27 protein-coding genes are annotated in these 24,904 nt (G+C 61.3%); 11 read left to right on the forward strand and 16 right to left on the reverse strand.

What is annotated here, in order from left to right; all coding sequences use genetic code 11:
* The first annotated feature begins 10 nt into the window (after window positions 1–10).
* Window positions 11–1,171 (forward strand): MFS transporter, encoded by a 1,161-nt coding sequence (locus tag ABR948_RS12530; RefSeq protein WP_428117951.1) that lies wholly within the window; start codon window positions 11–13, stop codon window positions 1,169–1,171.
* 223 nt (window positions 1,172–1,394) lie between these two features.
* Here the strand turns inward: ABR948_RS12530 and ABR948_RS12535 are convergent, their stop codons facing one another.
* Window positions 1,395–1,727, reverse strand: a complete 333-nt coding sequence (locus tag ABR948_RS12535) for a hypothetical protein (protein ID WP_428117884.1) — start codon at window positions 1,725–1,727, stop codon at window positions 1,395–1,397.
* 357 nt (window positions 1,728–2,084) lie between these two features.
* On the opposite strand from ABR948_RS12535, the gene ABR948_RS12540 reads away from it, so the two are divergent.
* The 4 genes from ABR948_RS12540 (at window position 2,085) to ABR948_RS12555 (ending at window position 4,746) form a co-directional block, all read left to right on the forward strand.
* A complete protein-coding gene (locus ABR948_RS12540) occupies window positions 2,085–3,248 on the forward strand; it encodes a capsular polysaccharide export protein, LipB/KpsS family (RefSeq protein WP_428117887.1) in 1,164 nt (387 codons plus the stop codon).
* Window positions 3,245–3,955: an acylneuraminate cytidylyltransferase family protein gene (locus ABR948_RS12545; protein ID WP_428117890.1), complete on the forward strand. Its 711-nt coding sequence runs from the start codon at window positions 3,245–3,247 to the stop codon at window positions 3,953–3,955. Before ABR948_RS12540 ends, ABR948_RS12545 begins: the two co-directional genes overlap by 4 nt.
* 148 nt (window positions 3,956–4,103) lie before the next feature.
* A complete protein-coding gene (locus ABR948_RS12550; protein ID WP_428117893.1) occupies window positions 4,104–4,370 on the forward strand; it encodes a hypothetical protein in 267 nt (88 codons plus the stop codon).
* A 16-nt stretch (window positions 4,371–4,386) separates the two neighbouring features.
* Entirely contained in the window at window positions 4,387–4,746 is a 360-nt protein-coding gene (locus ABR948_RS12555) for a c-type cytochrome (protein WP_428117895.1), read from the forward strand.
* 35 nt (window positions 4,747–4,781) lie between these two features.
* Here ABR948_RS12555 and ccoS read toward each other — a convergent pair whose 3' ends face one another.
* The 8 genes from ccoS to ccoN form a co-directional block, all read right to left on the reverse strand.
* Window positions 4,782–4,946 (reverse strand): cbb3-type cytochrome oxidase assembly protein CcoS, encoded by a 165-nt coding sequence (ccoS, locus tag ABR948_RS12560; RefSeq protein WP_428117898.1) that lies wholly within the window; start codon window positions 4,944–4,946, stop codon window positions 4,782–4,784.
* Window positions 4,946–7,138 (reverse strand): cation-translocating P-type ATPase, encoded by a 2,193-nt coding sequence (locus ABR948_RS12565; RefSeq protein ID WP_428117901.1) that lies wholly within the window; start codon window positions 7,136–7,138, stop codon window positions 4,946–4,948. The genes ccoS and ABR948_RS12565 overlap by 1 nt, the downstream gene beginning before the upstream one ends.
* Window positions 7,139–7,150: 12 nt before the next feature.
* Window positions 7,151–7,651 carry a FixH family protein gene (locus tag ABR948_RS12570; RefSeq protein ID WP_428117903.1) on the reverse strand — a complete coding sequence of 167 codons (501 nt, stop codon included), beginning with the start codon at window positions 7,649–7,651 and terminating at the stop codon, window positions 7,151–7,153.
* A gap of 19 nt (window positions 7,652–7,670) precedes the next feature.
* Window positions 7,671–9,131 (reverse strand): cytochrome c oxidase accessory protein CcoG, encoded by a 1,461-nt coding sequence (gene ccoG / locus ABR948_RS12575; protein ID WP_428117906.1) that lies wholly within the window; start codon window positions 9,129–9,131, stop codon window positions 7,671–7,673.
* 120 nt (window positions 9,132–9,251) lie between these two features.
* The gene (gene ccoP / locus ABR948_RS12580; protein WP_428117909.1) at window positions 9,252–10,124 is read right to left on the reverse strand and encodes a cytochrome-c oxidase, cbb3-type subunit III; all 873 of its coding nucleotides are present in this window, start codon (window positions 10,122–10,124) and stop codon (window positions 9,252–9,254) included.
* A 7-nt stretch (window positions 10,125–10,131) separates the two neighbouring features.
* Window positions 10,132–10,296: a cbb3-type cytochrome oxidase subunit 3 gene (locus ABR948_RS12585; protein WP_428117954.1), complete on the reverse strand. Its 165-nt coding sequence runs from the start codon at window positions 10,294–10,296 to the stop codon at window positions 10,132–10,134.
* Between the two features lie 12 nt (window positions 10,297–10,308).
* Complete coding sequence (gene ccoO, locus ABR948_RS12590; protein WP_428117912.1) at window positions 10,309–11,046, reverse strand: cytochrome-c oxidase, cbb3-type subunit II; 738 nt, start codon at window positions 11,044–11,046, stop codon at window positions 10,309–10,311.
* A 10-nt stretch (window positions 11,047–11,056) separates the two neighbouring features.
* Window positions 11,057–12,718: a cytochrome-c oxidase, cbb3-type subunit I gene (ccoN, locus tag ABR948_RS12595; protein WP_428117916.1), complete on the reverse strand. Its 1,662-nt coding sequence runs from the start codon at window positions 12,716–12,718 to the stop codon at window positions 11,057–11,059.
* A 188-nt stretch (window positions 12,719–12,906) separates the two neighbouring features.
* On the opposite strand from ccoN, the gene ABR948_RS12600 reads away from it, so the two are divergent.
* Window positions 12,907–13,113 carry a DUF6894 family protein gene (locus ABR948_RS12600; protein ID WP_428117919.1) on the forward strand — a complete coding sequence of 69 codons (207 nt, stop codon included), beginning with the start codon at window positions 12,907–12,909 and terminating at the stop codon, window positions 13,111–13,113.
* Window positions 13,114–13,443: 330 nt separating this feature from the next.
* Here ABR948_RS12600 and ABR948_RS12605 read toward each other — a convergent pair whose 3' ends face one another.
* From ABR948_RS12605 to ABR948_RS12625, 5 genes are all read right to left on the reverse strand, one after another.
* Window positions 13,444–13,641 (reverse strand): hypothetical protein, encoded by a 198-nt coding sequence (locus ABR948_RS12605; RefSeq protein WP_428117921.1) that lies wholly within the window; start codon window positions 13,639–13,641, stop codon window positions 13,444–13,446.
* A gap of 104 nt (window positions 13,642–13,745) precedes the next feature.
* Window positions 13,746–14,459, reverse strand: coding sequence for a helix-turn-helix domain-containing protein (locus ABR948_RS12610; RefSeq protein ID WP_428117923.1), 714 nt, complete (start codon window positions 14,457–14,459; stop codon window positions 13,746–13,748).
* Between the two features lie 128 nt (window positions 14,460–14,587).
* A complete protein-coding gene (locus ABR948_RS12615; protein WP_428117926.1) occupies window positions 14,588–15,694 on the reverse strand; it encodes an ABC-type transport auxiliary lipoprotein family protein in 1,107 nt (368 codons plus the stop codon).
* A 4-nt stretch (window positions 15,695–15,698) separates the two neighbouring features.
* Window positions 15,699–16,478: an ABC transporter ATP-binding protein gene (locus ABR948_RS12620; RefSeq protein ID WP_428117957.1), complete on the reverse strand. Its 780-nt coding sequence runs from the start codon at window positions 16,476–16,478 to the stop codon at window positions 15,699–15,701.
* A 2-nt stretch (window positions 16,479–16,480) separates the two neighbouring features.
* Complete coding sequence (locus tag ABR948_RS12625; protein WP_428117929.1) at window positions 16,481–17,617, reverse strand: ABC transporter permease; 1,137 nt, start codon at window positions 17,615–17,617, stop codon at window positions 16,481–16,483.
* 190 nt (window positions 17,618–17,807) lie between these two features.
* Between ABR948_RS12625 and ABR948_RS12630 the strand changes: the two genes are divergently transcribed.
* Genes ABR948_RS12630 through ABR948_RS12640 form a run of 3 tightly spaced genes read left to right on the forward strand, consistent with a single transcriptional unit; the run spans window position 17,808 to window position 18,826 of the window.
* Window positions 17,808–18,065, forward strand: coding sequence for an ElaB/YgaM/YqjD family protein (locus ABR948_RS12630; RefSeq protein ID WP_428117932.1), 258 nt, complete (start codon window positions 17,808–17,810; stop codon window positions 18,063–18,065).
* A gap of 1 nt (window position 18,066) precedes the next feature.
* Window positions 18,067–18,561 (forward strand): phage holin family protein, encoded by a 495-nt coding sequence (locus ABR948_RS12635; RefSeq protein WP_428117934.1) that lies wholly within the window; start codon window positions 18,067–18,069, stop codon window positions 18,559–18,561.
* Window positions 18,562–18,592: 31 nt separating this feature from the next.
* Window positions 18,593–18,826 carry a hypothetical protein gene (locus ABR948_RS12640; RefSeq protein ID WP_428117937.1) on the forward strand — a complete coding sequence of 78 codons (234 nt, stop codon included), beginning with the start codon at window positions 18,593–18,595 and terminating at the stop codon, window positions 18,824–18,826.
* A gap of 38 nt (window positions 18,827–18,864) precedes the next feature.
* Here the strand turns inward: ABR948_RS12640 and ABR948_RS12645 are convergent, their stop codons facing one another.
* Both ABR948_RS12645 and ABR948_RS12650 read right to left on the reverse strand, forming a co-directional pair.
* Window positions 18,865–21,567 carry a bifunctional acetate--CoA ligase family protein/GNAT family N-acetyltransferase gene (locus tag ABR948_RS12645; protein ID WP_428117940.1) on the reverse strand — a complete coding sequence of 901 codons (2,703 nt, stop codon included), beginning with the start codon at window positions 21,565–21,567 and terminating at the stop codon, window positions 18,865–18,867.
* 20 nt (window positions 21,568–21,587) lie between these two features.
* The gene (locus ABR948_RS12650; RefSeq protein ID WP_428117943.1) at window positions 21,588–22,430 is read right to left on the reverse strand and encodes a universal stress protein; all 843 of its coding nucleotides are present in this window, start codon (window positions 22,428–22,430) and stop codon (window positions 21,588–21,590) included.
* Window positions 22,431–22,607: 177 nt separating this feature from the next.
* Between ABR948_RS12650 and ABR948_RS12655 the strand changes: the two genes are divergently transcribed.
* Window positions 22,608–23,591 carry a zinc-dependent alcohol dehydrogenase family protein gene (locus ABR948_RS12655; protein ID WP_428117946.1) on the forward strand — a complete coding sequence of 328 codons (984 nt, stop codon included), beginning with the start codon at window positions 22,608–22,610 and terminating at the stop codon, window positions 23,589–23,591.
* Between the two features lie 12 nt (window positions 23,592–23,603).
* The coding region (locus tag ABR948_RS12660) for a bifunctional aminoglycoside phosphotransferase/ATP-binding protein (protein ID WP_428117948.1) at window positions 23,604–24,904 on the forward strand (1,301 nt) is incomplete at its 3' end.

Consider the following 24,904-nt stretch of genomic DNA (forward strand, 5'->3'; position numbering starts at 1 on the left):
CCAGCAAGCTATCTCGTCATGGATCACATGGCTGCTGGCGACGGCCTGCGGGTTGATCGTGGCCAATCTGTATTATGCCCAGCCGCTGGTAGGGCCGATCAGCGCAGCACTCGGCCTCTCCCCCGAAGCCGCGGGGCTGGTGGTGACGATGGCACAGGTCGGTTACGTCGCGGGCCTGCTGTTGATCGTGCCGCTCGGCGATCTCGTCGAAAACCGCAAACTGGTGCTTTGCGTGATCGGCCTTGGCGCGCTGGCGCTGTTCGGCGCAGCACTTTCCACCCGGCCTTCGCAATTTCTGGTCGCGGCGTTATTGATCGGGCTTGGCTCGGTCACGGTGCAGATCCTGATCCCTTACGCGGCCCATCTGGCGCCCGAAGCCACACGGGGACGCGTGGTCGGAAACGTCACCACAGGTTTGATGATCGGCATCATGCTGGCGCGCCCCGCCGCCAGCTTCATTACCTCGGTCTCGTCGTGGCATGTCGTCTACCTCGTTTCCGGAACCGCCATGATCGTGCTGGCGCTCGTGCTGGGCTGGACCCTTCCGCGGCGGCTCCCAACCACTGACGTCGGCTACCGCGCGTTGCTGGCATCGCTGGGCCACCTGATAGCGACCACGTCAGTGCTGCGCAGGCGCGCGCTCTACCAGGCCTTTCTGTTCGGCGCATTCAGTCTGTTCTGGACCACGACACCATTATTGCTGGCCGGTCCCGAATTTCACTTGTCCCAGCGCGGCATCGCGTGGTTTGCGCTGGCGGGCGTGGCCGGCGCCGTCGCCGCACCCGTCGCGGGCCGGGTCGCCGACCGTGGCTGGAGCCGCGCCGCCACCGGCGCGGCGATGCTGATCTCGGCACTGGCTTTTGTGCTGACCCACATCGCACATGCCGGTTCGACGACGTCGTTGGCTTTACTGGTTACCGCCGCGATCCTTCTTGATTTCGGCGTGCAGGGGAATCTGGTTCTTGGCTACCGCGCCTTGTTCGTGCTCGGGGCCGAGTATCGCAGCCGTCTCAACGGCCTCTATATGGCGACGTTTTTCATGGCCGGTGCGATCGGCTCCGGTGTCGGGGCATGGGCTTATGCACGGGGCGGCTGGGCGCTCGCCTCCGGCATCGGCTTCGCATTGCCCGTCATAGCGCTGATCTCTTTCGCGACCGAGTCCCGCAAATAGAGACTTTGGCTTAACGCCCGCAAGGACGTAAGCGTTTGCGATCGTCTCGAAAAATTGGCTTTTTTTCGTCACAGAAACATTTCGAAAAATTTTGAAACGCCTGCGCAACAACGTGATCGCCCGACTCCGATTTCGCACGAGCAATCCGCCGGCTCCCGACAACTTCAATCGCGCATGAACGATCTTTAACTTGTGATCCCGCAGGCAGCCTCTAACTCTTTGGTCAGTTCGACGACGGTGGATCGGACGGTCTTGAGCTTATCTGCCCCGGCTTTATCGCGACATGACAGTTCAAGGCAAAAAGCTGCTGAAGGACACCTTGCTGCGGCTTCCGTTTGTCGGCGAACTTCGAAACCACATAGTCGGCATGAACGGCCGTATTGCCGCGTTGGAGAGCCGACTCGCAAAGATCGAGCAGTTCAGTCTTGAAAGAGCAGAGCAGCTCGGTATCGAACAGGAAAAGCAGGCCGCGCTGAGTGCCGTATCTGACTTCTGGCGCGCCTACCCCGGCCATGTCGAGCCGAATCGGCCTCCGATCCTGGTCGATCTCATGCACAACGATCCCGAATACCTCTTGCGCTCGCTGGTGATCGCAAAATTCTGTCAGCTGATTTCCGGCGCCCCGTTGATTGGCATTCTGGGCATTCCGGGAATGCTCTATCCGATCATACGATCGAGCTACAGTCCGTCGGACAACGTCCGCATGGCGAATTCATTCGAGATTTACAACGTCATCGAGGCGCCGAACACGGATGCCGACGACAATTATGAACGCGACGGACGCTCCGCGATCGAGCGCATCGCGCTGCAGGCGCCGGAAGGCGACGCGCTGCCGCCCAAGGCAATCGCCGAGTTGCGAAACGTTCGAACGCTGGGCGGGTTTCCGATCGGAAAGGTGGTTCAGGAAACCTTTATGCGCGGCGATCGCGAGGCGACGGTGCGCGCCGGCAGGCGGTTGATGCACTGGACCGGAAAGGTATTCGGTTTCCATTCCTTCACGGAACAGACGCTATCGACGCTTCGTCCGGGCGCGTTCGTGACTGGACACATCGACTATTGCCCGTGGGGCCACCTGGCGGAGGCTCTGGTCAGGCGCGGCGGCCGGGTGGTCTGGTACAGAAACGACAGCCGCCTCAGCATGCATGTTCTGGATCGAATTGAGCAAGGCCGCACCCTCAACGGAATGGTGCGCCAGTTGGAAAGCGATTCGTTCAAGTCCTTTGAGTCGAAGATGGCTGCCCGCCCGGAGCGCCGCAAGCGCGCCGACTCCGCCGCGCAGGCGCATTTTGATTCCGTGAGCCGCGGTGTCGGCCGCAACTACCGCTGGGTCGATCCCGCCGCCGACGTTCACGATGAACCAATCCCGCTGGCCGGGGAACGGCCGACCTATTGTCTGTTTACCCATACCATGACCGATCAGCCGAACGCCGACGAAAGTCTGTTTATCGACTATCTGGACTGGCTAGAGCAAACCTGCCAGCACGCGGCCGAATGCCAGTCCTATAATCTGCTCGTCAAAATTCACCCGCTCGATCGCGCTTATGATGGCTCGAATGCGGTTGATCACGTGGCCGAGGCCTATGTCGATGCGCCAAACATTCATTTTTCCCGCAACCAGATCGCGCCGGAGACGATCCTGCAGCGGTGCGTTCTGGGCATCACCGTGCGCGGAACGCCAGGCATCGAGATGACCGCGCGCGGCCTGCCCATGATCCTGGCGGGGCGTGGCGCCTATAGCGACGCCGGCTTTTGCATGGCCCCCAAAACGCAGTCGGAATATTTTTCACTGCTCGAACGCGGCGGCCCGTTCCCGATCGATATCGCCGAGCAGGCTCGGCGGGCGCGGCTGTTTTCAGCCTTCGACAGGCATTGGTCCCCGCCGATAACGGGTCTCGTGCCGGCATTTGGCAACCGGCGAGCCAACGACCTCAATTTGTGGAAAGTCGTTGCCGAAGGTGTCCGTTCGACCTGCCTTGAAACGGATCAGGGATTGCGGGCCATGGCCGCAGCCTGGAAAACCGGCCACGCCAAAGTTGTAACCCGTGAAATCGAGGACCTGTTCGAGGAGACCGCTTGACGAATAGCGGCCAGACCGACAGAGGCACCGTCGCCTATATACCGGCGCGGCTTGGAAGCGAGCGCGTGCCTCGAAAAAACCTGCGCCCCCTCGGCGGTGTGCCGCTGGTCGCGCACGTCGCCAGGACCGCCCGCCAGTCATCGCTGCTTGACCGGGTCTACGTCAACACCGAGAGCCCGGAGATTGCGCAAGCATCGATCCCGACCGGGGTCGAAACCTATCTGCGATCCCCGGCCCTTGCCGCGTCCCATGTGACGACCGACGAGATATTATATGATTTCGCCCTGAATATTGCCTGCGAAACCATTGTCGTGATCAATCCGACCGCGCCCTTTCTCAAGCCGGAGACGATCGATGGTGTGCTGAGGGCGTATTTTTCCGGTCCGCCCGACGCGACACTGTTCACCACCACGCGGTTGCGCAGGCACCTCATCATCGACGGCCAGCCAGGCAACTTCGCGATCGAGGGAAAGTCACCGCGAACGCAGGATCTACAGCCGTTCGATTACATCAACTTCATCGTTTTTGTGATTTCCCGTGCCAAGGTGATCGCGGAATATGAGCGAAAAGGACGCTGTCTCTACGCGTCATCCCTTGCCTTTTTTCCGATGCAGGGACTGGAATGCCATGACATCGACGACGAAGATGACTTTCTTCTCGCTGAATTGCTGTTGCGCAGCTCCCGCGGCGGTCCGATCGGGAAATAGGCCGGTCGGCTGCTGCTGGCGTGCCCGCCGTTGATCAGAACCCGCCCCCACAAGACTTGATCTTGGTCAATTCAGCGACCTACGCCTTGTATCAGGCTGGTTCGCTATAAAAAATCAATGTCAGACCGAAATTGCAAGGCAGGCATCGATGACCGAAATCACCCGTTTCGTGGCCTTGGCTTTTGATCTCATCGATGGCGGTCTCGTCTCCACGGAACCTGTCGTCTGCGCCAATCCCGCGGCCGCGATCCAAACCGCGCAAGGACAATGGAAATTCCTTGGTCATGCCGGTGCCGTTGCGTTCAGCCGCACCAGCGATTTCGAAAGGGGGAAATTCAATCACCGGCATGTGCTTCGCTGGTTCGGTCAGGTACCCGATGAGTACTTGGAAGATGGAGAAGATGATGGTGAATGAATCAGGGATCGCCGCCATGATATTCGTTTTGTCGGCATCGTCGGCACTGGCGCAGGATATGGCGGCCGGGGAAACGACGTTCAGAAGATGCCAGCCGTGCCATGCGATCGGCGCCGGCGCCGGCAACAAGATCGGACCGCAGCTCAACGGGATCGAGGGACGCAAATGCGGAACCGCGGGCGGATACAGCTATTCCGAAGCGAACAGGAATTGCGGCTTCAGCTGGAACGAGGCGACCTTTCTGGACTACATCAAGGACCCGAAAGCCAAAATCCCCGGTACCAAGAAATCGTTTGCCGGCCTCAAGGAGAGCCGTGATGCCAGCAACCTGTGGGCCTATCTCCGACAGTTCGGTCCTGACGGCCAGCTGAAATAGGCGGTGGATAGCGCGCTATGCCAAAGCCCGCCCCTTCAGTCAGGCGGGGTCTCATGAGACGGTTCGTCGTCCGCGATGGCGCGCCAGGCCGCGCCTTCGAGATCGTCATACTGCCCGCTTTTGAGCGACCAGAGAAACCCGAGCAGGCCGACAAGCCCGAGGCCAAGCGCCAAGGGCACGAGAATCACGAGCACTTCCATCACGACCTCCCATGCGCGACACGACGCGCGCGAAGCGCGTTCAGCATCACCAGCAAGGAGGAACCGGACATTGCCGCCGCAGCGATCAGCGGCGTTACGACTCCGCTGATCGCGATCGGCACCGCCAGCAGGTTGTACCCGACCGCAAGCCAGAGGTTCTGCCGCATCAAATGCAGCGCCTGGCGCGAAAAGTCGATCGCCGCGATCACCGGGGCGAGCGGCTTGCCCAGGAAAACCAGATCGGCCGTGGCCTGACTGAGATGCGCGGCACTGATCGGCGACATCGAGACGTGCGCCGCAGCCAGCGACGGCGCGTCATTCAACCCGTCGCCGACCATCATCACCTTGACGCCCCGGCGTTTCAGATCTTCAATCCGGGCAATCTTGTCGGCCGGCGTCACGCCGGCGCGCCACTCGCTGATCCCAAGTGTGTGCGCCGCAGCTCGCACGGCGGACTCCCGATCGCCCGAGACAATCTCGACCGCGATGCCACGCGCCTGCAGCGCCGAAACCACGGCCTGCGCATCCGGGCGCAGGCGCTGGCGAACCGCGAACACATGACGCTCCCCGCCCCGCATGAAGGCAACGACCGATACTTCCGGATCGAGACTCAAAATCTCGTTAGCCAGCCCGTCCGCTTCGCAAAACGACGGCCGGCCGAGCCTCACTTCTTCGCCGTCGACGACGCCACAAACGCCCTGCCCCGGTTGCTCCACGATTCCGGCAAGCGGCGATTTGGCATTCGCGGCGCGCGCCACCGCCGCGGCGACCGGATGATGACTTGCCAGCGCCAGCCGTCCGGCGAGATCGAACACCTCTCTGGGGATACTGGCCGAATTGACGACATCGAGTTCAGGCAGAGTCAGCGTGCCGGTCTTGTCGAAGATGACGTGATCAACCTCGGCGAGCCGCTCGATCGAATCGCCCGAATTCAGCAGCACTCCGGCCCGGAACATCGCACCGGACGCGACGGTCTGCACGGTGGGAATGGCGAGGCCGAGCGCGCAGGGGCACGTGATGATCAGAACCGCAATACCGGTGACGATGGCGTCATGCCAGCTCGCGCCGATCAGAACCCAGCCGAATATCGTCAGCAACGCGGTCGCGTGCACCACCGGCGCATAGAGCCTGGATGCCCGATCCGCGAGTTGCACATAGCGGGAGCGTGCCTGCAACGCGTTGTCGAGCAATCGCGTGATCTCTGCCAGCAGCGTGCCTTCCGACGCCGCGGAAACCCGGACGCGCAGCGCTCCGGAGATGTTGAGCGAGCCGGCATAGACAGCGGTGCCGTGCTCGGCGGTCACATACAGGGTCTCCCCCGTGATCAGGCTTTGGTCGATCTCCGATCGTCCTTCGATCACCGTGCCATCGACCGCACAGCGTTCGCCCGGCCGCAGCAGAACGATATCGCCAGGCTGGATGGCGGCGACCGGCACCACGGAAATCTCGCCGGCGCCGACCAGCCTGGTCGCGGTCTCGGCCTTGAGCGCCGCCAGGTTTCCGGCAAAGGCGCGCGTTTTCAAACGCATGCTTTGGTCAAGGTAGCGCCCCACCAGCAGGAACGTCAGCAGCATGATGGCGGCATCGAAATAGGTATGCTCGGCATGGCGCAAGGTTTCGACCACCGACATCGCGAGCGCCAACGTAACGCCGATGCTGATCGGAACATCCATATTGACGTTGCGCGTGCGCAATGCCCGGAACGCGGAGCGGAAGAATGGCTGACCCGCATAGGCGGCGGCCGGCAGCGCAATCAGTGCCGACAGCCAATGAAAGAAGTCACGCTGTTCGGGCATCATGTCGCCGGCACTGCCGGACCAGACCGGAATCGACAGCATCATCACGTTCATGGTGGCGAACGCCGCGACACCGAGACAACGCAGCAGAAAGCGCGAATTGTCCGCTTCCACCGCCTCGGCGCGGACGGTTTCGAACGGATAAGCCTTGTATCCCAGTTCGGCGAGCCGATCGATGAAGCGCCCGGGATCGAGCGCGCCCTGCTTCCATTCCAGCGCCACGCGGCGGTCGGTCAAATTGACGCGCGCAAGCGTGACGTCGGGTATCGCCGAAAGCCCGCGCTCGATCTTCGACATGCATCCGGCGCAACTGACGCCTTCAACGGCAAGATCGATGTGGGAAAGGCCCGAACCCAGGTCCTTCACATAATGCGAAAAGTCGCGCGTCGCCTGCATGATATGGCCTTCCTAATTCAACAGCACGCGATTCCTGGACAGGAACATCCGCTGTCCCCTGGCGTCGCCTTCGAGCACCAGATCCCATTGTCCGGGCCCGATCAGCGGCGCACTGCCGCGATAGATGCCGCTCGCCACTTCAGCCAGCGCAACCGCCTGATCGTCGCGCCTGTCGGCAGGCCGTTCGAAGCGGCCCTGGAAATTCAGCCCGGACATCGGTAAACCGCTGTTATCGCGCGCCTCGACCTCAAGCGTTGCACCGCCATCCGGCGCGCGCTGAATATGCGCGTCGACCTTCCAGTTTCGCGCGTTCTGATCGTGAGCGGCTGCGATCTCGCTCTCATAGGCCAGGCTGGCGCCGTAGGCGCTATCGACCTCGGTACCCGGCAAGGTCTGGATCGCGAGCTTCGCCATGAGCGCGTTGACCGCAATCACGACCCCGAAAAACCCAAGCAGCATGAAAAGCACCTTGCGCCCGGTCAACGGCCTCGGCGAAGCCAACGGTCTGCTCATACCAAATTCCCCTGCAATCCTACGGAGTCACAAAATTATCAATCGCCGACGTCACTTCGCCGAGCCCGATATCGGTCACCCTGAACTTAACCGGGGTCGATTTCTCGGGATTGTTCTCGGAGGGCGCCGTGACGAGAACCCTCAATTCGGTGGTCTGATCCCGTCCGAGGACGATCATCGGCCGATCCGGCGTCACGGAATCGGCGCCGACGACGTGGACCGTCGCGTTGATCGGGCCATCGATATCGATCGCCACGACGCGATCGAAGCCTCGCTTGTTCAACAGACGAATCGTATAGGCGTTGCGAATCGAGCCGTCGCTCAGTTTCACCGCGACCGGGTTGCGATCGTGCAAGACGTTGATATCGAGCAGCGTCCGCGTCAGCAGGGCGTACAGCATCATCGCGCCGACGGCTGCGATCATGACGCAATAGACGACGGTGCGTGGCCGCACCAGGCGATAGATTTCCGGCTTTCCGGCCTGACGACGCTGGATATTGATGTCGTTGTCATATCCGATCAGCCGGGTTTCCCTGCCGACCTTCTTCATCACCGTATCGCAGGCATCGATGCACAGACCGCACTGGATGCAGCCGAGCTGCGCGCCGTCGCGGATATCTATACCGGTCGGACAGACCGCGACACATTGGTAGCAATCGATGCAGTCGCCGACGTGTTCGCCCAGCGCGCGCAAATCGTTGGCCTTCTTCAGCGAGGTACGCTGTTCACCGCGGTCGTATTTGTAGGTGACATTGAGCGCCCATTCGTCGGTGAGGGCAGCCTGGATACGCGGCCACGGGCACATATAGACGCAGACCTGCTCGCGCATGAAACCGGCGAGCAGATAGGTCGTGGCCGTCAATATCATGATCCAGATATAGGCCAGCATCGGCGCCTGGAACGTCACAAGCTGCTTCACCAGCGTCGGCGCGTCGTTGAAATACAGAACCCAGGCGCCGCCGGTCCACCACGCGATCAACAGCCAGATCGAATGCTTCAGCGTGATTTCGGCAAAACGCTGCAGCTTCATGGTGCCGCGCGCCGCGTCCTTTTTCATGCGCTCGCGGCGATCGCCTTCGACCAGCCGCTCGACGGCATAAAACAGATCGGTCCATACGGTTTGCGGGCAGAGATAGCCACACCAGATTCGCCCGCCGACCGAATTCATCAGAAAGAGCGTGATGGCAGCCAGGATCAGGAGACCGGTGAAGTAATAAACTTCCTGCGGCCACAGCTCGATGAAGAAGAAGTAGAAACGGCTATTGGGGATATCGACCAGGACGGCCTGGCTCGGCGCACCCAGGCCGCGGTTCCAGCGCACGAATGGCAACAGATAATAGACGCCGAGGCAAAACGCCATCAGGCCCCATTTGATGCGCCGAAATGTTCCGTGGACGCTCTGCGGATAGACTTTCTGATGGGCGACATAAAGCGGCCCATCATCCAGTTCCAGCTCGATCGGACGTATGTTCGGGTTCATGGGCGGGTTTCAACTCGCATCCTCGATTGAGCGTAGGCCCAATCCCTGACGCGCCATTGATCCACCTCAACATCACGTCACGGGAGGCTGTGGTTTGGCCGCGGTTTGCCTTGCCGGGAATTACTGCCCGCCGCCAAGCGAATGCACGTAAACCGCCATTGCCTTGATGGTGGAAGGGTCGAGACGACCGATCCAGGCCGGCATCACGCCGGAGCGGCCATTGGTAATGGTTTCGATGATCGTCGCTTCGTCCGAACCATACAGCCAGATCTTGTCGGTGAGGTTGGGGGCGCCCATCTCCTGATTGCCCTTGCCGGCATCGCCGTGACAGGACACGCAATTATCGGCGAAGATCTTGCGGCCGGCGACGGGATCGTAGCCTTGCCGGGTCGACAGTCCTGACAGGGACCTGACGTAATTCGCGACCGTGACGATTTCGTCGCTCTTGAGCATCCCGTCCCGGCCGAAAGCCAGCATCGCGCTTTCGTGGGTCTTCGGGTGTCCCGAGCGTGCCCCGAACTGGATCGTCTGCATGATCTGATCGAGCGTGCCACCCCAGAGCCAGTCGTCATCGTTCAGGTTGGGATAGCCTTTGGCGCCAGCGGCGCCGCTGCCATGGCACGGCGCGCAATTGTCACCGAACACGGCTTTGCCGCGCGCGCGCGCCAGCGCCAGCAATCCAGGATCCTTCTCGATATCCACCAGCGAGGCCGCGCCCAGCGTAACCATCTTCTCTCCGCGAATTTTCTCGAGATTGGCCAGCTCGACGGCAACATCCGCGCGCGAGGAATAATGCAGGACGCCGGTCGTATATCCCGAGACCAGCGGCCAGGCCGGATAGACGATCCAGTACCCGACCGCCCAGACGATGCAGGCGTAGAAGGTCAGGATCCACCAGCGCGGCAGCGGCGTATTCAATTCCTTGATGCCGTCCCACTCATGGCCGGTCGTCGCGGTGCCCGTGACTTTATCGATTTCGCTGTGATCGGTCATGATTTCGTCATTCCTCCCGCAGCGGCAGTCTCGACGCTTCGTCGAAAGCCGCCTGATTGCGAGGCCAGAGCGCATAAGCTACAATCGCAAGAAATATTCCGACGAAGATCGGCGTCCATGCCGTCACGACGAAATCCGACACAAAATTCTGAACCGTCAGGATCGCTTTCATCTTCATGCCCTCTCAGCGAAGATTTGCTTTTTCGTTGTAGAGTTTGAAGTCGACGAGGGTACCGAGCATCTGCAGATAGGCGATCAGCGCGTCCATTTCGGTCGGTATGCCGGTCTTGTTGCCATCGAAATTGCGCACCACCGCTTTTGGATAGCGCTTGGTAAACGCATCGACCCCGTCATTGTCCGGATCGGCCTGGGCCTTCAGATCGGCAACCGCATTGGCGATCTGGTCGTCCGAATACGGCACGCCCACGGCGCGGCTGGTGCGCAGATGATCGGCGATCATCGCAACATCGACTTCCGTGTTGGCAAGAAATGGATATCCCGGCATCACCGATTGCGGAACGATCGCGCGCGGATTGGTCAGATGCGTAACATGCCAATCGTCCGAATATTTGGCGCCGACGCGCGCCAGGTCGGGCCCGGTGCGCTTGGAGCCCCACTGAAACGGGTGATCGTACATGCTCTCGGCCGCAAGCGAGTAGTGGCCATAGCGTTCAACTTCATCGCGCAGCGGCCGGATCATCTGCGAGTGGCAGAGATAGCAGCCTTCACGGACGTAGATGTTGCGTCCGGTCAGTTCGAGCGGCGTGTAAGGCCTGATGCCGTCGACCACCTCGATGGTGCTCTTGAGATAAAACAGCGGCGTGATCTCGACGAGGCCGCCGATCGCGATGACTGCAAGAATCCCGACCACAAGAACGATCGAATTCTTTTCGAAGATGTGATGCCTGGTCCAGAATGACATTTTCGACCCCTCATTCCGCCGGCTGAAGCGTGAGTGACGGTGACATCGGCGCGAGTTCTTCCGCCTCGCCGACCCGCACCGTCATCCAGAGATTATAGGCCATGATCAGCGCGCCGATCAGGAACAGGGCGCCGCCCGCGGCGCGGATGATGTAGAATGGATGCATCGCTTCGACCGATTCAATGAAGGAGTATTCGAGAAAGCCGAGCGAGGTGTAGGCGCGCCACATCAGGCCCTGCAAAATGCCGGACACCCACATTGCCGAGATGTAGAGAACAATGCCGATGGTCGCGATCCAGAAATGCCAGTTCACCAGCTTGAGACTGTAAAGGCCCTTGCGATTCCATATCCAGGGCACCAGGCAATACAGTGCGCCGAATGAGACAAATCCGACCCATCCCAATGCACCGGAATGAACGTGGCCGATGGTCCAGTCGGTGTAGTGGCTGAGCGAATTCACCACCTTGATCGACATCAGCGGGCCTTCGAAGGTCGCCATGCCGTAGAACGCGACGGATACGACCAGCATTCGAAGCACCGGGTCGGTGCGCAGCTTGTCCCAGGCGCCGGACAGGGTCATCAGGCCGTTGATCATGCCGCCCCAGGACGGCATCCACAGCATGATCGAGAAGGTCATGCCCAGCGTCTGCGCCCAGTCCGGCAGCGCGGTATAGTGCAGATGATGCGGACCGGCCCAGATGTAGAGGAAGATGATCGCCCAGAAGTGGATGATCGACAGCCGATAGGAATAGACCGGCCGCTCGGCGCGCTTGGGAATGAAGTAGTACATGATGGCGAGGAAGCCGGCGGTCAGGAAGAAACCGACCGCATTGTGCCCGTACCACCACTGGAACATCGCATCCTGCACGCCGCCCCAGAGTATGTAAGACTTCGATCCGAACATCGACACCGGAATCGCCGGATTGTTTCCGAGGTGAAGCACCGCGATCGTGATGATGAAGGCAAGGTAGAACCAGTTGGCCACGTAGATGTGCGGTTCCTTGCGCTTGATCAGGGTCATCAGAAATACCAGCAGATAAGTGACCCAGACGATCGTCAGCCACAAATCGGCGTACCATTCGGGCTCGGCATATTCCTTCGATTGCGTCACCCCGAGCAGATAGCCGGTGCCGGCGATCAGGATGAAGAAATTATAGCCGAGCACAACGAACCAGGGCGCCAGATCGCCGGCGAGACGCACCCGGGAGGTCTTTTGAACGACATAGAATGACGTCGCGATCAACACGTTACCGCCGAATGCGAACACCACCGCGGAGGTGTGCAGCGGCCGCAGCCGGCCGAAACTGGTCCACGGCAGATCAAAGTTGAGGATCGGCCATGCGAGCTGGCATGCAATCAACAGCCCAACGGTGAATCCGGCGATGCCCCAGAACACCGCCATGAACGACGCGAACTTGATCGGGCCAAAATTGTAGTTGGGCTTGCCGTTGATCTCCTGCGCCGGCGGAGACGCCGGTCGGTCAAAATACCGATTGAAGATGACGAAAACCGCCGCGAGGCTGGCGACGGCGCCCAGCGAGGCATGAAAGGCGAATGGCGCATCGACGGCTTTCGCGGCGCCGATCACGCAGAGAAAAGCGCTGATCGTAAAAAACACGGACAAGCCTGCTTCGCCGTGCGTCATCCATTTCGTCGATTGAGACTGGTTCATGGGCTGATTCTCTTCGGGGCGGTGCCTGCCCCATCAACCCTGATTTCGCTTTCGGCGATTTGATCGAAATCAATCTTCACCAATTTGAAGCCTGGCGTGACCAATTTCGCTGTCGATCACCAGCCTTGATGAATATCAATGATGAAAGTCGGGCCCGTCGTATCATTGGTGAAAGAAGGAGACGCCGGATGCGATTCTATTTCGAGATACGCGACAAGCTGGTCATCCATGACGAAGTCGGTCGCGACCTGAACTCCGTCTCGGAGGCGGTTGTGTACGCAAAATACCTGGCCGCCGACCTGCGTTGCCTGGAGTCCGATGCCAGGCCGAGCCTGTCCATTCAGGTCATCGGTGCAGGCGACAAGCCGATCCACGAGGAAGTCGTGTTCGCTTAAATCCCGCTGGCCAATGCAACAGTATTCGCACGCAGACGGCGTTTATCCGCAGCCATGTCTGCCGGCATTACCGTGGAGAGGCGATCATCCGCAGCATGAGCCCGGGAAATGCTCGAGGTCGATGCGGGCAACGACCGCCCCCAGGAATCGGAGGACGCGGCGGCGGGTGAAACGATAAAACCCGGAGATCCCGGATCTCGGCGGGGAACGAACAGATCGGCGCAAGCCGCCGCCAGACCACAGGCTTGCCGAAGCATTCCGCAGGACCACGCGCGCAGGATCACCTCGCCGCTTCGCATCGGGCAACCACGGGCGGGGCGATCTCACGATCTAACCGTATTTCCTGGCGGGTTCCAGGGAACGCAACGCCACGCCGCTCTCCGGCTGGTTGCCGCGGCGTTGTTGAGAGGGTGCAGCGGCTTTTTGTCCGGCCGTCCGCGTTTGAAAATCACCCCAAGCGAGCGCGCACGCAAACACCACGAACATGGATATCACGGCCGCACTTACCAGCATTGCATCGACAGGCATGATGACGATCTCCGTTGAACTGGAACCATTATCCCCGGCGAACGCCCGCAGTCATTGATACGGATCAAATCTCGAAAACGGCGTTTCAGGCTTGCCGGCGTCATCTAGGCGGCGGCCAGGACCTCGACGCGTTCCAGGTCCACCAAACGGACGCCTCCCGGCACGATTTCGATCACTCCGTCGCGTTCAAGCTTGGTGAAGGTACGGCTGACCGTTTCAATGGTGAGGCCGAGGAAATCCGCAATGTCCTGACGGCCCATCGGCAACGGCAACGTATTTGTCGCGTCCCCGAGCCGAGCCAGTCGAACGCGCCAGCCGATCAGGAAACTCGCGACTTTTTCCTCCGCCGAACGGCGTCCGAGCAAAACCATGTGGTCCTGCGCCTGACCAAGTTCGCGAATCACCAATTCATTGATGCGGCGCAGCAGGTGCGGTTTATCCGCGATAAACTGCATGAAGGCAGTTCTGGAAAAGCGGCATACGGCAACCGCTCCGACCGCATCGGCGGAGAAGTTGTTGCGTGCGGAAATCGCTATTCCCAGGAAGTCGCCGGGCAAGGCAAATCCGACGATCTGCCGGCGGCCGTCGGGCAACAACTTGTAGAGGCGCATGACGCCCTCAAGCAAATTGTAGAATGAGGTCGTCAATTCTTCCTGCGCGAACACCGTCTCATGCGACGTGAAATGGACGTGGCGACCGAGATGATCGAGTTCCCGCAACTCGCCCCGATCGAGCGCCGCGCAAATGCCAAGCGGGCGCACCGCGCAATCATCGCAATGCGGCTGATTTGGCTCACTTGCAGCGAAGGGAATCTTCATGCGCCACCCCAGGACGATGCCGCTACGCATAGCCGACAGGTCAATTCTATTTTAGCGGATATCGGGCCCGCTACTTGATCGAGATCAATGACCTGCTGAAGACGACAGAATGGAATTCTGTTCTGCCGTCACGGCAGCGCCTGCACGGTCCAGGCGATCATATCCTTCGCAATTCGGCCGAATGCGGCGTCAAAAGCCGTGACGGCGATCTGAGGCTCGAGCTTGTCAAATTTCTCGCTTTGTTCGAACAGGCGCGACGCGATGACCTTTCCATCCTTGTCGACAATGCGCGCCGACAATCCGATCTGAGCCTGCGGCCCGGAATCCATCATCACCCGGAAATGCCTGACGTCGATCAGAAGCTGAAAGTCCGCCTGTCCGACATCCGCCGAGCGCAACGGCGCGTGAGCGATATCGTAGTTCTCGAAGCTCTCGATCAATCTCGCCTGGATCAGCTTCGGTATCGCGTCGGCCCAGAGAAATTCCGCAAAACCGGGAACCTCGCTCGTTGGCGAGAACAGCATTCGCTGTGTCTCGAGCATCGCAACCGCGGTCGGCTCGGGGATAGAAAATTGGCCTTTGATCGTCTTGGCCGGCGGCCCCTGATTTCGCAGGGCCTCCAGATCGTAGGTGATCTTTTGCGCCGGCGTACCTCCACCCGTCATTTTTTCAACGCCGGCGATGATGCTATCGAGTTTTCCGGTGTTGCGCGCCAAGCCGTCCGTGAAGGTCTGCAGATTGGCAATCGTCTTCTTTAACGGCTCGGAATTCTCGCTCAGCACGGAATCGACTTTGCTTAACGCATCGCGGGCGGCCTGGGTCATGCTCTGCCCTGCACCCTGCTCGGCGATCAGTGTCGGCACGACCCCTGAATTCGTCAGCAACTTGCCGCCTTCCAGCGCAATGACGGGCACCCCGGTCAATCCCTGGAAATCCAACCCGACCTTGGTGTCGGCACGTACGGGCGTGTTGGAGGCGACTGAGATCGTCGCATTGACGCGTCGGGGGCTGTCCGGCGCCAGCGCGAGATCCGTCACCTCGCCGACGCGGATCCCATTAAACAGCACGCCGGCGCCGATCAGCAGCCCGGGCACCGAGCCATCGAACTGGACGTGATAGACGGCGCGCGGACCGAGGCCTCCAGTGTTATTAAGCCAGTAGACGAAGCCGAATACGGCGACGATAGCGGCCAGAACAAAGGCGCCGATGACGACGAAGGGAGCGCGGGTTTCCATCTTTTCAGCTCGCTTTGGGTTGCAGCATCTGGGAGCGCTTGCCGTGGAAGTAGGCCCGCACCCAGGGATGCTCGGATTGAAGAAGTTCATGCATCGGTCCGATGGCGACGATCTTGCCGTCCGCCAGCGCCGCAACGCGATCGCACTCGGTATACATGCTGGCCAGATCATGGGTCACCATGAACACCGTCAGCCCCAGCGTCTCCTGCAATGTCTTGATCAGCGCGTCGAACTCGCCGGCCGCGATCGGATCGAGGCCCGAGGTTGGCTCGTCCAGGAACACGATTGCCGGATCGAGCGCCAGCGCGCGGGCCAGCGCGACGCGCTTGGTCATGCCTCCCGACAATTCGGAAGGAAACTTGTCGCCATCTTCCGGCTTCAGCCCGACCATTTCGAGCTTGGCAACAGCGATCTCGTCCATCAGCGTTTGCGACAGCGTCAGATTTTCGCGCAAAGGGAACTGGATATTCTGCCGTACCGAGAGCGATGAAAACAGAGCGCCCTGCTGGAACAGGATGCCCCATCGTCCGGCGGCGCGTTGGGTGCTGCGATCCTCGCTCCGCCCGATCGCAGCGCCCATCACCTCGATCTCCCCGCTTTGCCGCGGGATGAGCCCGATGATGGTTCGCATCAAAACGGTCTTGCCGCCGCCGGAGGCGCCGACCAGGCCGAGGATCTCGCCGCGGCGGACATCGAGCGACAGATGGTCGATCACGACCTGCCGGCCGAAGCCGACCACCAGGTCCTTGACGCGGATGGCGAACTCTGGAGCCGCTTGCTGCATCATCACATTCCGATCGATGCAAAAAATATCGCAAACAGCCCGTCGAGCACGATCACCAGAAATATCGATTTCACCACCGAGGTGGTCGTCTGCTTGCCGAGCGACTCGGCGCTTCCCTTCACACGCAAGCCTTCGCTACACGCGACGATTCCGATTGCCAGTGCCATGAACGGCGCCTTGATGATGCCGACCTCAAAGCTGGTCACGGATACGGCATCGTGCAGGCGCGCGATGTAAATCGCCGGGCCCATGCCGCCGTATAGCTGCGCTACCAGGCCGCCGCCATAGAGCGCGGCCATCGATCCGATGAAGCTCAGGATCGGCAATGCGACAACCAGCGCGATGATGCGGGGCAGGATCAGGACTTCGATGGGGTCGAGGCCCATGGTCGACAGCGCGTCGATCTCCTCGCGCATTTTCATCGAACCGAGCTCGGCGGTATAGGCGCTGCCGGAGCGGCCGGCGACCATGATCGCGACGATCAGCACGCCGAGTTCGCGCAACACCAGAATGCCGACCATGTCGACGACGTAGGAATCAGCACCGAATTTGCGGAAATGGAAGAAGCCCTGCTGCGCGATGATGGCGCCGATCAGAAAGGTGATCAGCGCCATGATCGGGATTGCCTGCCAGCCGACCCTGTAGAGCTGATAGACCAGCGATGTCAGCCGCAGCGACCTTGGCCGGCGCAGCACGCCGACGAGGGCCAGAAAAAGCGAGCCCAGCATCTCCAGGAACGCGGCGACGTCTTCCCTGGCGCCGACCGCGGCCCGGCCGATTTCGTTCAAGTTGGCCACGACCGGATTCAGAGCCGGCACCGGCGCGGGATTGTGACGGTTGACGTGATGAACTTCTTGGATCAGGCCGGCATAATTATCGGCAACGCCGACGATTTCGGCCCGACGCCCGGCTGAGGTCGCACGCCGCGACATCTTTTCGATCAGCCAGGCCCCGAGCGTGTCGAGCTCGCGTACCCCGGCCATATCCAGCCTCAGGGCCTTCGACCGATCGAGCTGTGCCGCCACGGTGCCGGAGAGGGCCTCCAGCGTCGTCACATTGGCCGCGGTCCAGGACCCGGCGGGACGCAATTCAAGGACATCGCCTGATGCCGTAGCCGTTAGCTGAGGGGTCGTCGCCAAGATCCGTATTCCTCTTCAATAGAATACGTCCCTTCTAGACTTCGGTTCCGCACTCAAATTGACCTGCCTCAAGCACCGTCGCGATCGGGCCGGCGGTTGACGCAAATCAATTGCGCTGTCGCGGCCTGGCGTAGGATTTCGGTCATTGGATGGCGCAACAGAGACAAGACCGATGTTCGACGGAAGCGAGATGACAGATGAGCTGCAGGCGCTCAAAAGCGACGTCGCGCGGCTGCTGAACACGACAAGCGAGGGCATTTTCGATGCCTCGAAGAACCGCGCCGATGCGCTCGCCGATCAGATCAAGGCGGCGCTGGATGAGCTCGGCGAGACCTTGAGCGAGCAGGAAGGCCATGTCGCGAATATCATATCGGATCGGCCGATCACCTCGCTCGCTTCGGCCTTCGCGCTCGGCGTGGTTGTCGGCTTCATGTTGAGGAGACATTAGGGTGAACACGGAGAACGTCGTCAAACACCTGCGGGTGCTCTGGCGCACCGACAGGATCATCGCCGATTTAAGAATGCGGCATCTGCTCGTGGGCCTGGGCCTGCGGGCGTTCGCCGCATTGATTGCCGCATTCGGCCTGTTGATGCTGGAGCTGGCGGCCTATTTCGCGCTGGTTCAGTACTGGAACGCCATTTCCGCCGCCGCTATACTCGGCGTGGTCAACTTCGTGATCGCTGGAATTCTGTTCGCGATCGCGGCGAAACCGCCGGCGGGGCGTGAGCTCGAACTCGCGACCGAAATCCACAGTTCTTCGATCGATGCGCTGCAGCTTGAGGCGCGAGCCCTGCAGTCGCAGGTGTCCGGCGCGATTCACCATCCGCTGAATGGAGTTCTGCCGCTGCTGATCGTGCCGCTGATCACGATCATCATCAAAAGCCTGAAAAAATCAGCAGCACACCCGGCCGCCGCCGCGGCGGCCGCTGCGGAACAAAAATAGCAGGTCCATCACCTGAGTCACGGAGGGTCGAATGCGCATTTTTCTCAAATCCTTCCTGCTGTTCGCCCTGACCTTCGCGGCCGCCTATATCGTTCGCATCCTGACTGTGCCCCAGGTCGTGCCGATCGCGGACGGCGAGCAATCAGGCTGGCAAGTTCAGGTCGCCTTCCTGTTGACGTCGGTGCAGAATATCGGGCTGTTCGGAATGGCCCTTGTCATGATATTGGCACTGTTGAACCGGTTCAGAAGCCTGCTCGCACGATAGACGCCGCTGATGCGGTCAACGGCAGCCCTGCACAGTCTTCAAATGCTCCCAAGCTCCAGCGTCACATCGCAAAGGGTGGGTTCGGCCACATCGGACTTGACCGCGAAACCGAGATCCCGGCACATTTTCAGCATCACCGAATTTTCCTGAAGCACCTCACCCGATATCCGTTTCAGGCCTTCCGACTTCGCGTATTCGATGATCAGCTGCATCAGTGCCCAGCCCAGCCCCCTGCCCTTGAGATCGGATCTGAGCAGGATCGCGTATTCGCCGTTCTCGTAGATCGAATCCGAGTGAATCCGAACCACGCCGACCAGTTCGTTGCTGGCTTCGTCGAATGCGACAAAGGCCATCGCGCGGGCGTAGTCGAGCTGGGTCAACCGGGCGATGAACTCATGGGTAAACTGCTTCATCGGCGCGAAAAACCGCAGCCGCAGATCCTGACTAGTGACGTGCCGCAGCAATTCATGAATCAGCGGCTCGTCCTCCGGGCGGATCGGGCGCACCAATATCCGCCAGCCATCCTTGACCTCGAGATGCCGCTGCCATTGCGATGGATATGGCCGCACCGCGAAATTGGCGGGACCGGCCCCTGCGAATTTCCGTGCCACCTGCCCGACCGCGACGCGCGCATCGACGGCCAGCACGCCGGCTTGATCCGCCAGCAGCGGATTGATGTCGAGCTCGCGTATCTCGGGAATGTCCGCCGCCATCTGCGCCAGCTTGACCAGAACCATCGCGACGGCGTCCTGCCTGACCGCGGGCACGTCGCGGTAGGCACGCAGCAGCCGCGAGACGCGGGTGCGCTCGATCAGGTCGCGGGCCAGTTGCAGATCGAGCGGTGGAAGCGCCAGCGCCTTGTCGTTGATGATCTCGACCGCGGTGCCGCCGCGACCGAACACGATGACGGTGCCAAAGGTCGGATCGTCGGCGATGCCGAGAATAAGCTCACGCGCCTTCGGCTGAAGCACCATCGCCTGCACGATAACGCCGGCAATCCGCGCCTCCGGGCGCAGTGCTTTCGCCCGCGCGAGGATATCGGCCGTTGCCGCGCGCACCGCATCGACATTGGTCAGATTGAGAACAACGCCACCGACATCGGATTTGTGAACGATGTCGCGCGACATAATCTTGAGCACGACGGTCGCACCCTGAGCGAACAGCGCGGAGGCGTGAGCGGCGGCCTGCTCGGCATCCGCGGCTGCAAACGTCGGCACCATCGGGATTTGATAGGCCTCGAGCAACCGCGCGATCTCAACCGGGTCGAGCCAGTGGCGGCCCTCGGCGAGCGCCGCCGCCACGATTTGCCGGGCCGTATCGCAATCGGGCACAAACTCGCCGGGCATCGCCGGCGGCACCTGCGCCAGTGCCGCCACGACCTCGCGATGCCTGACCAGATGCATGAAACCGCGCACCGCATCGTCCTCGGTCGGGTAATTCGGAATCCCGGCGCCGCTTAGCATGTCGATGATTTTCTGGTCGGCGCCGACCCAGACCGCGAGCACCGGTTTGGCCGCACCGAGGCAGCGCTGGCGGTACTTGCCGACAACGCCGGTCACCGTCGCCGCGATCTCATCGGCCGGCGCGATGGCGGTCTGAACGTTCATGACCAGGACCGCGTCATTGTCCCCGTCGGCCAGCAGCACCTCGAGCGCTGCCGCATAGCGCGCGGCGTCGGCGTCGCCAACGATATCCACGGGGTTCGATCCGGACCAGGTTGGCGGCAGGACCGCGTCGAGTTTCTCGCGCGCGGCGGCTCCGATGGCCGCAGGAATGCCGCCGAGTTCGACCAGCCGATCGATCGCAAGGACCCCGATGCCGCCGCCATTGGTCAGGATCGCGAGCCGCTTGCCCGCAGGCTGCTCGACGCGCCCCAGCGTCTCGGCGCAGTCGAACAATTCGCGAAGATCCGATACCCGCAGGATGCCGGCGCGGCGGAATGCGGCGTCATAGACCGCGTCCGAACCGGCCAGCGCGCCGGTGTGGGTCGCAGCCGCCTTTGCTCCCTGCGCCATGCGCCCGGATTTGACGACCACGACCGGCTTGATCCGCGCCGCGGCGCGCGCCGCGGACATGAACTTGCGGGCGTCCTTGATCGCTTCGATATAGAGCAGGATCGCGTGGGTCTTGCCGTCCAGCGCGAAGTAATCGAGCAGATCGGCGATATCGACATCGAGCTGGTCGCCGATGGAAACGATTCCCGAAAACCCCACCCCGCGCTGCGCCGCCCAATCAACCATGCCCGCGGCAATGGCGCCGGATTGGGAAATCAGCGCCAGACTCCCCGGACCCGGCATATGCGCGGAGAAACTGGCATTGAGGGCAGCGCCGGGCATCATGATGCCAAGACAGTTTGGTCCAATCAGCCGCATTCCGTATTTGCGCGCGGCGCGCTCGGCGGCTTGCGCCAGCGATCCCGTACCGTGGCCGAGTCCGGCCGAGACAATAAGAGCGCCCGCGGCGCCGGCCTTGCCCGCTTCGTCGATAAGGCCTGCGACGGCCGTAGCCGGCGCCGTAATCACCACGAGTTCGGGAGCAAAAGCCAGTTTACTTAAATCACCCACCGTGGCGACGCCGTCGATCTCGGCATAATGCCGATTCACAAGTCCAAATTCGCCTTTGAACTTCGCGTCGCGCATATTCCGGAGAATGGCCCGCCCGACGGAGCCCGGACGCGGACTGGCCCCGACCAGCGCAACCGATCGGGGTGACAGCAGATCTTTCAAACGATAGGTCGACATCAGATCAATCGTTCGGGTCGCTAACGCGACATCATAACCCAGCACGGCGGCCGTGTGATGACGGTCTTGGTCGCACCACCCCATACCATTTCATTCAGCCGGGAGTGACGATAGGCCCCCATGATCAACAGGTCGATGGTATTGGCCTTTACATACGCCTCGAATACCTTTCCGACCGAGCTCCCGTCGATCCCTACGGTTTCAAACCTGGCCTTGATTCCGTGTTCAGCGAGATGGCCTGCAAGCGCGGCCCCGGATTCCAGTTGCGCCGCTGTCTTGTTGTCGGTCACAGTGATAATGCGAACGCTGGCCGCCGACTGAAGTATCGGCCGCGCATCGGCAACGGCCCGTGCGGCCGGCGCCGTATGATCCCAGGCTATCACGACCTCGTCGAAGGCCACCGGCAATTCGCCGGCCAATTCCTCCGGGCACATCAGGATCGGCCTGCCCGATTCGAAAATCAGCCGCTCGACGATCCTTTCCGACCGGTCATCGTCGGTCTTGACCGGCACCAACGATAGGTCGTAGAGCCGCGCGGCCACTGCAAGATTCCTGGGAATATCCGATGCGGCGAGCCGGCTGAGCTTTTGCTCGTTGCGAAGGCCGAACCGGGTCGCCGCGGCGTCGAACGCCTTCAGCAAGCCCCGCGCGTCCGTTACGCTGCGCACGGCCTCGACCGCCGCCGTATTGTCCAGATCGTCCGAAATCACGACCTGCGGCCGAACCAGAACATCCTCTTCAACGGCCATCGCCGTAATCCGGGCGCCGAAATCGCCGGCTACCGCCACGCACTTGTCGATCGCCGCAACTGCCGCGGCATCGGGCTCGCCGACCAGCGGCAAGAAGATATCCTTGATCGCCATCGCCATTCTCCTTTCATCATCACCATAGGCGTTCGCCCGCGTCCGCTTTTGATCTTCATCAAGACGATCGATTCAGGAACGATCCCCAGGCGTTGCCGTTGATCGAGGTCAAGGGCTCGCCGGTTTCAGGCCGTATGCGTTATGCTGTCCGCCAGTCAGCTGCTTCCGGAGAAACCGATGCGTGCAATGGTGTTATCGGCCCCGGGGACGCCTCTCCAGCTGCAGGAGCGCGCGGACCCCATTCCCGGCGACGGGCAAATTCGCGTCAAGGTGAGCGCCTGTGGCGTCTGCCGGACCGACCTTCATGTCGTCGATGCGGAGCTTCCCGGCATCAAATATCCAATCATTCCCGGGCATGAAATCGTCGGCCGCGTCGATCTCGTCGGCGGCAACGTCACCGCCCATCAGGCCGGTGATCGTGTCGGAATCCCCTGGCTTGGATACACCTGCGGTGTCTGCCGGTTCTGCACGGAAGGCATGGAAAATCTCTGCGATCATCCCCTGTTCACCGGCTATACGCGTGACGGCGGCTTCGCCACCCATACCATCGCCGATGCGCGTTATGCTTTTCCGCTTGGCGAGGACGGCGACGATGTTTCGATTGCGCCGCTGTTGTGCGCGGGCCTGATCGGCTGGCGATCGCTGGTGATGGCGGGCGATGCCGAGCGGCTCGGCATCTACGGTTTCGGCGCGGCCGGGCACATCGTCGCCCAGATCGCGCGCTGGCAGGGCCGGTCCGTCCATGCCTTCACGCGACGTGATGACACCGCGGCGCAGGAGTTTGCCCTCCGGCTCGGCGCGGCATGGGCCGGCGCGTCGGACCAGCGGCCGGACACCCCGCTCGATGCCGCCATCATCTACGCCCCCGCCGGCGAATTGGTGCCGGCCGCACTACGCGCGGTGCGCAAGGGCGGCAGGGTGGTGTGTGCCGGAATCCACATGAGTGATATTCCGAGCTTTCCTTACGATATTCTCTGGGAAGAACGGCAACTGGTATCGGTTGCCAATCTGACGCGGCAGGACGGATTGGATTTCCTCAAGATCGTGCCCCGGACCGGAATCCGGACCCAGACCACGGCGTTCCCGCTCGCTGAGGCCAACGAGGTCCTGCAAAAGCTGCGCACAGGACAAATACTGGGTGCCGCAGTGCTCCAACCCTAGGTCCAGCGGCGCATGACAGCTTCAACAACAGCCGGCTCCGGCGCACAAGAGAGCGTCTTTGCATTTCTGACGGATCCCGCAGCGCATCCGCTGGTCCATCGTATCGATACGCATGGGGCATCGGTTTTTCTCGAAGGTGACCGCGTGCTGAAGATCAAGCGTGCCATCCGGTTTCCATACCTGGATTACTCGACGCTGGCGAAACGCAAGGCCGCCTGCGATGAGGAGATAAGAATCAACCGTCAATTCGCACCGCAAATCTACCGTCGCGTCGTTGCGATTACGCAAGGCAGCAACGGAGCGCTGAGTATCGACGGAGACGGTACACCGGTCGAATTTGCCGTCGAAATGAACCGCTTCGACGAGCGTCAGACCATCGATCATCTGGCAGAAGCGGGCGAGCCGGATCGCGATCTCGTCGAGGCCATTGCCGACGCGATCGCGGCCTCCCATGCCGTTGCGCCACTGGCGCCGGCCGAACCCTGGATCAGATCGATCCCGCTGTTCATCGAGGGAAATACCAGGGCGTTTCGAACCGCCGGCTGTTTTCCGCAAAGCTGTATCGACGATCTCGACGCCGCATCTCGATCCGCGTTTCTTAAGCTTAGCGAGCTGCTGGGGCAGCGCGGCAGACAGGGATATGTGCGGCGCTGCCATGGCGACCTGCATCTGGCGAACATCGTGCTGATCGACCGCAAGCCCGTCCTGTTCGACGCCATCGAATTCGACCCGGCGATCGCATCCGTTGACGTGCTCTATGATCTTGCTTTCCCGATGATGGATTTCATCCGCTATGGCCGGCACGCGGCCGCGAACGCCCTCCTCAACGGATATCTGAAGACGACATCGAGCGAAAATCTCGATGCGCTTGCCGCGCTTCCGCTGTTCATGTCGCTGCGCGCCGCGATCCGTGCCAACGTGCTGCTGGCCCGCCCCGGCAAGACGTCCCGCGACCACGCAGATATCATGCAGTCGGCGCAGGCCTATTTCAGGCTGGCGCAGCAGTTGATTCATCCGGCGGCGCCAACGCTGGTCGCTGTCGGCGGGCTGTCCGGAACCGGAAAATCGGTTCTGGCGCGCGCCCTCGCGCCTGGCGTGATGCCACAGCCGGGAGCCATCGTCTTGCGCACCGACGTGATGCGAAAGCAACAATTCGGGGTCCTTGAAACCGATCGGCTGCCCGAGAGTGCCTACCAGCCGCGGATGACCGAGAAAATCTATGACCTGCTCTTGCAACACGTCCGGCGGATTCTGCTCCAGGGTCATTCCGTCGTCGTCGACGCGGTGTTCGCGCGAGAATCGGAGCGTGACGC

This window comes from Bradyrhizobium sp. (genome assembly GCF_050014615.1).
Lineage (GTDB): Bacteria > Pseudomonadota > Alphaproteobacteria > Rhizobiales > Xanthobacteraceae > Bradyrhizobium.

What these genes read in the sequence shown, in the direction of transcription:
- ABR948_RS12585 (WP_428117954.1), bottom strand. Translation starts at nt 10,296, where the DNA reads ATGAAAGCGATCCTGACGGTTCAGAATTTTGTGTCGGATTTCGTCGTG.
- ccoN (WP_428117916.1), bottom strand. Translation starts at nt 12,718, where the DNA reads ATGAACCAGTCTCAATCGACGAAATGGATGACGCACGGCGAAGCAGGC.
- ABR948_RS12555 (WP_428117895.1), top strand. Translation starts at nt 4,387, where the DNA reads ATGATATTCGTTTTGTCGGCATCGTCGGCACTGGCGCAGGATATGGCG.
- ABR948_RS12650 (WP_428117943.1), bottom strand. Translation starts at nt 22,430, where the DNA reads ATGGCGATCAAGGATATCTTCTTGCCGCTGGTCGGCGAGCCCGATGCC.
- ABR948_RS12565 (WP_428117901.1), bottom strand. Translation starts at nt 7,138, where the DNA reads ATGCAGGCGACGCGCGACTTTTCGCATTATGTGAAGGACCTGGGTTCG.
- ABR948_RS12605 (WP_428117921.1), bottom strand. Translation starts at nt 13,641, where the DNA reads ATGCCTGTCGATGCAATGCTGGTAAGTGCGGCCGTGATATCCATGTTC.
- ABR948_RS12655 (WP_428117946.1), top strand. Translation starts at nt 22,608, where the DNA reads ATGCGTGCAATGGTGTTATCGGCCCCGGGGACGCCTCTCCAGCTGCAG.
- ABR948_RS12615 (WP_428117926.1), bottom strand. Translation starts at nt 15,694, where the DNA reads ATGGAAACCCGCGCTCCCTTCGTCGTCATCGGCGCCTTTGTTCTGGCC.
- ABR948_RS12550 (WP_428117893.1), top strand. Translation starts at nt 4,104, where the DNA reads ATGACCGAAATCACCCGTTTCGTGGCCTTGGCTTTTGATCTCATCGAT.
- ccoG (WP_428117906.1), bottom strand. Translation starts at nt 9,131, where the DNA reads ATGAACCCGAACATACGTCCGATCGAGCTGGAACTGGATGATGGGCCG.
- ABR948_RS12600 (WP_428117919.1), top strand. Translation starts at nt 12,907, where the DNA reads ATGCGATTCTATTTCGAGATACGCGACAAGCTGGTCATCCATGACGAA.
- ABR948_RS12620 (WP_428117957.1), bottom strand. Translation starts at nt 16,478, where the DNA reads ATGCAGCAAGCGGCTCCAGAGTTCGCCATCCGCGTCAAGGACCTGGTG.
- ABR948_RS12540 (WP_428117887.1), top strand. Translation starts at nt 2,085, where the DNA reads ATGCGCGGCGATCGCGAGGCGACGGTGCGCGCCGGCAGGCGGTTGATG.
- ABR948_RS12640 (WP_428117937.1), top strand. Translation starts at nt 18,593, where the DNA reads ATGCGCATTTTTCTCAAATCCTTCCTGCTGTTCGCCCTGACCTTCGCG.
- ABR948_RS12645 (WP_428117940.1), bottom strand. Translation starts at nt 21,567, where the DNA reads ATGTCGACCTATCGTTTGAAAGATCTGCTGTCACCCCGATCGGTTGCG.
- ABR948_RS12570 (WP_428117903.1), bottom strand. Translation starts at nt 7,651, where the DNA reads ATGAGCAGACCGTTGGCTTCGCCGAGGCCGTTGACCGGGCGCAAGGTG.
- ccoP (WP_428117909.1), bottom strand. Translation starts at nt 10,124, where the DNA reads ATGACCGATCACAGCGAAATCGATAAAGTCACGGGCACCGCGACGACC.
- ABR948_RS12610 (WP_428117923.1), bottom strand. Translation starts at nt 14,459, where the DNA reads ATGAAGATTCCCTTCGCTGCAAGTGAGCCAAATCAGCCGCATTGCGAT.
- ABR948_RS12630 (WP_428117932.1), top strand. Translation starts at nt 17,808, where the DNA reads ATGACAGATGAGCTGCAGGCGCTCAAAAGCGACGTCGCGCGGCTGCTG.
- ccoO (WP_428117912.1), bottom strand. Translation starts at nt 11,046, where the DNA reads ATGTCATTCTGGACCAGGCATCACATCTTCGAAAAGAATTCGATCGTT.
- ccoS (WP_428117898.1), bottom strand. Translation starts at nt 4,946, where the DNA reads ATGGAAGTGCTCGTGATTCTCGTGCCCTTGGCGCTTGGCCTCGGGCTT.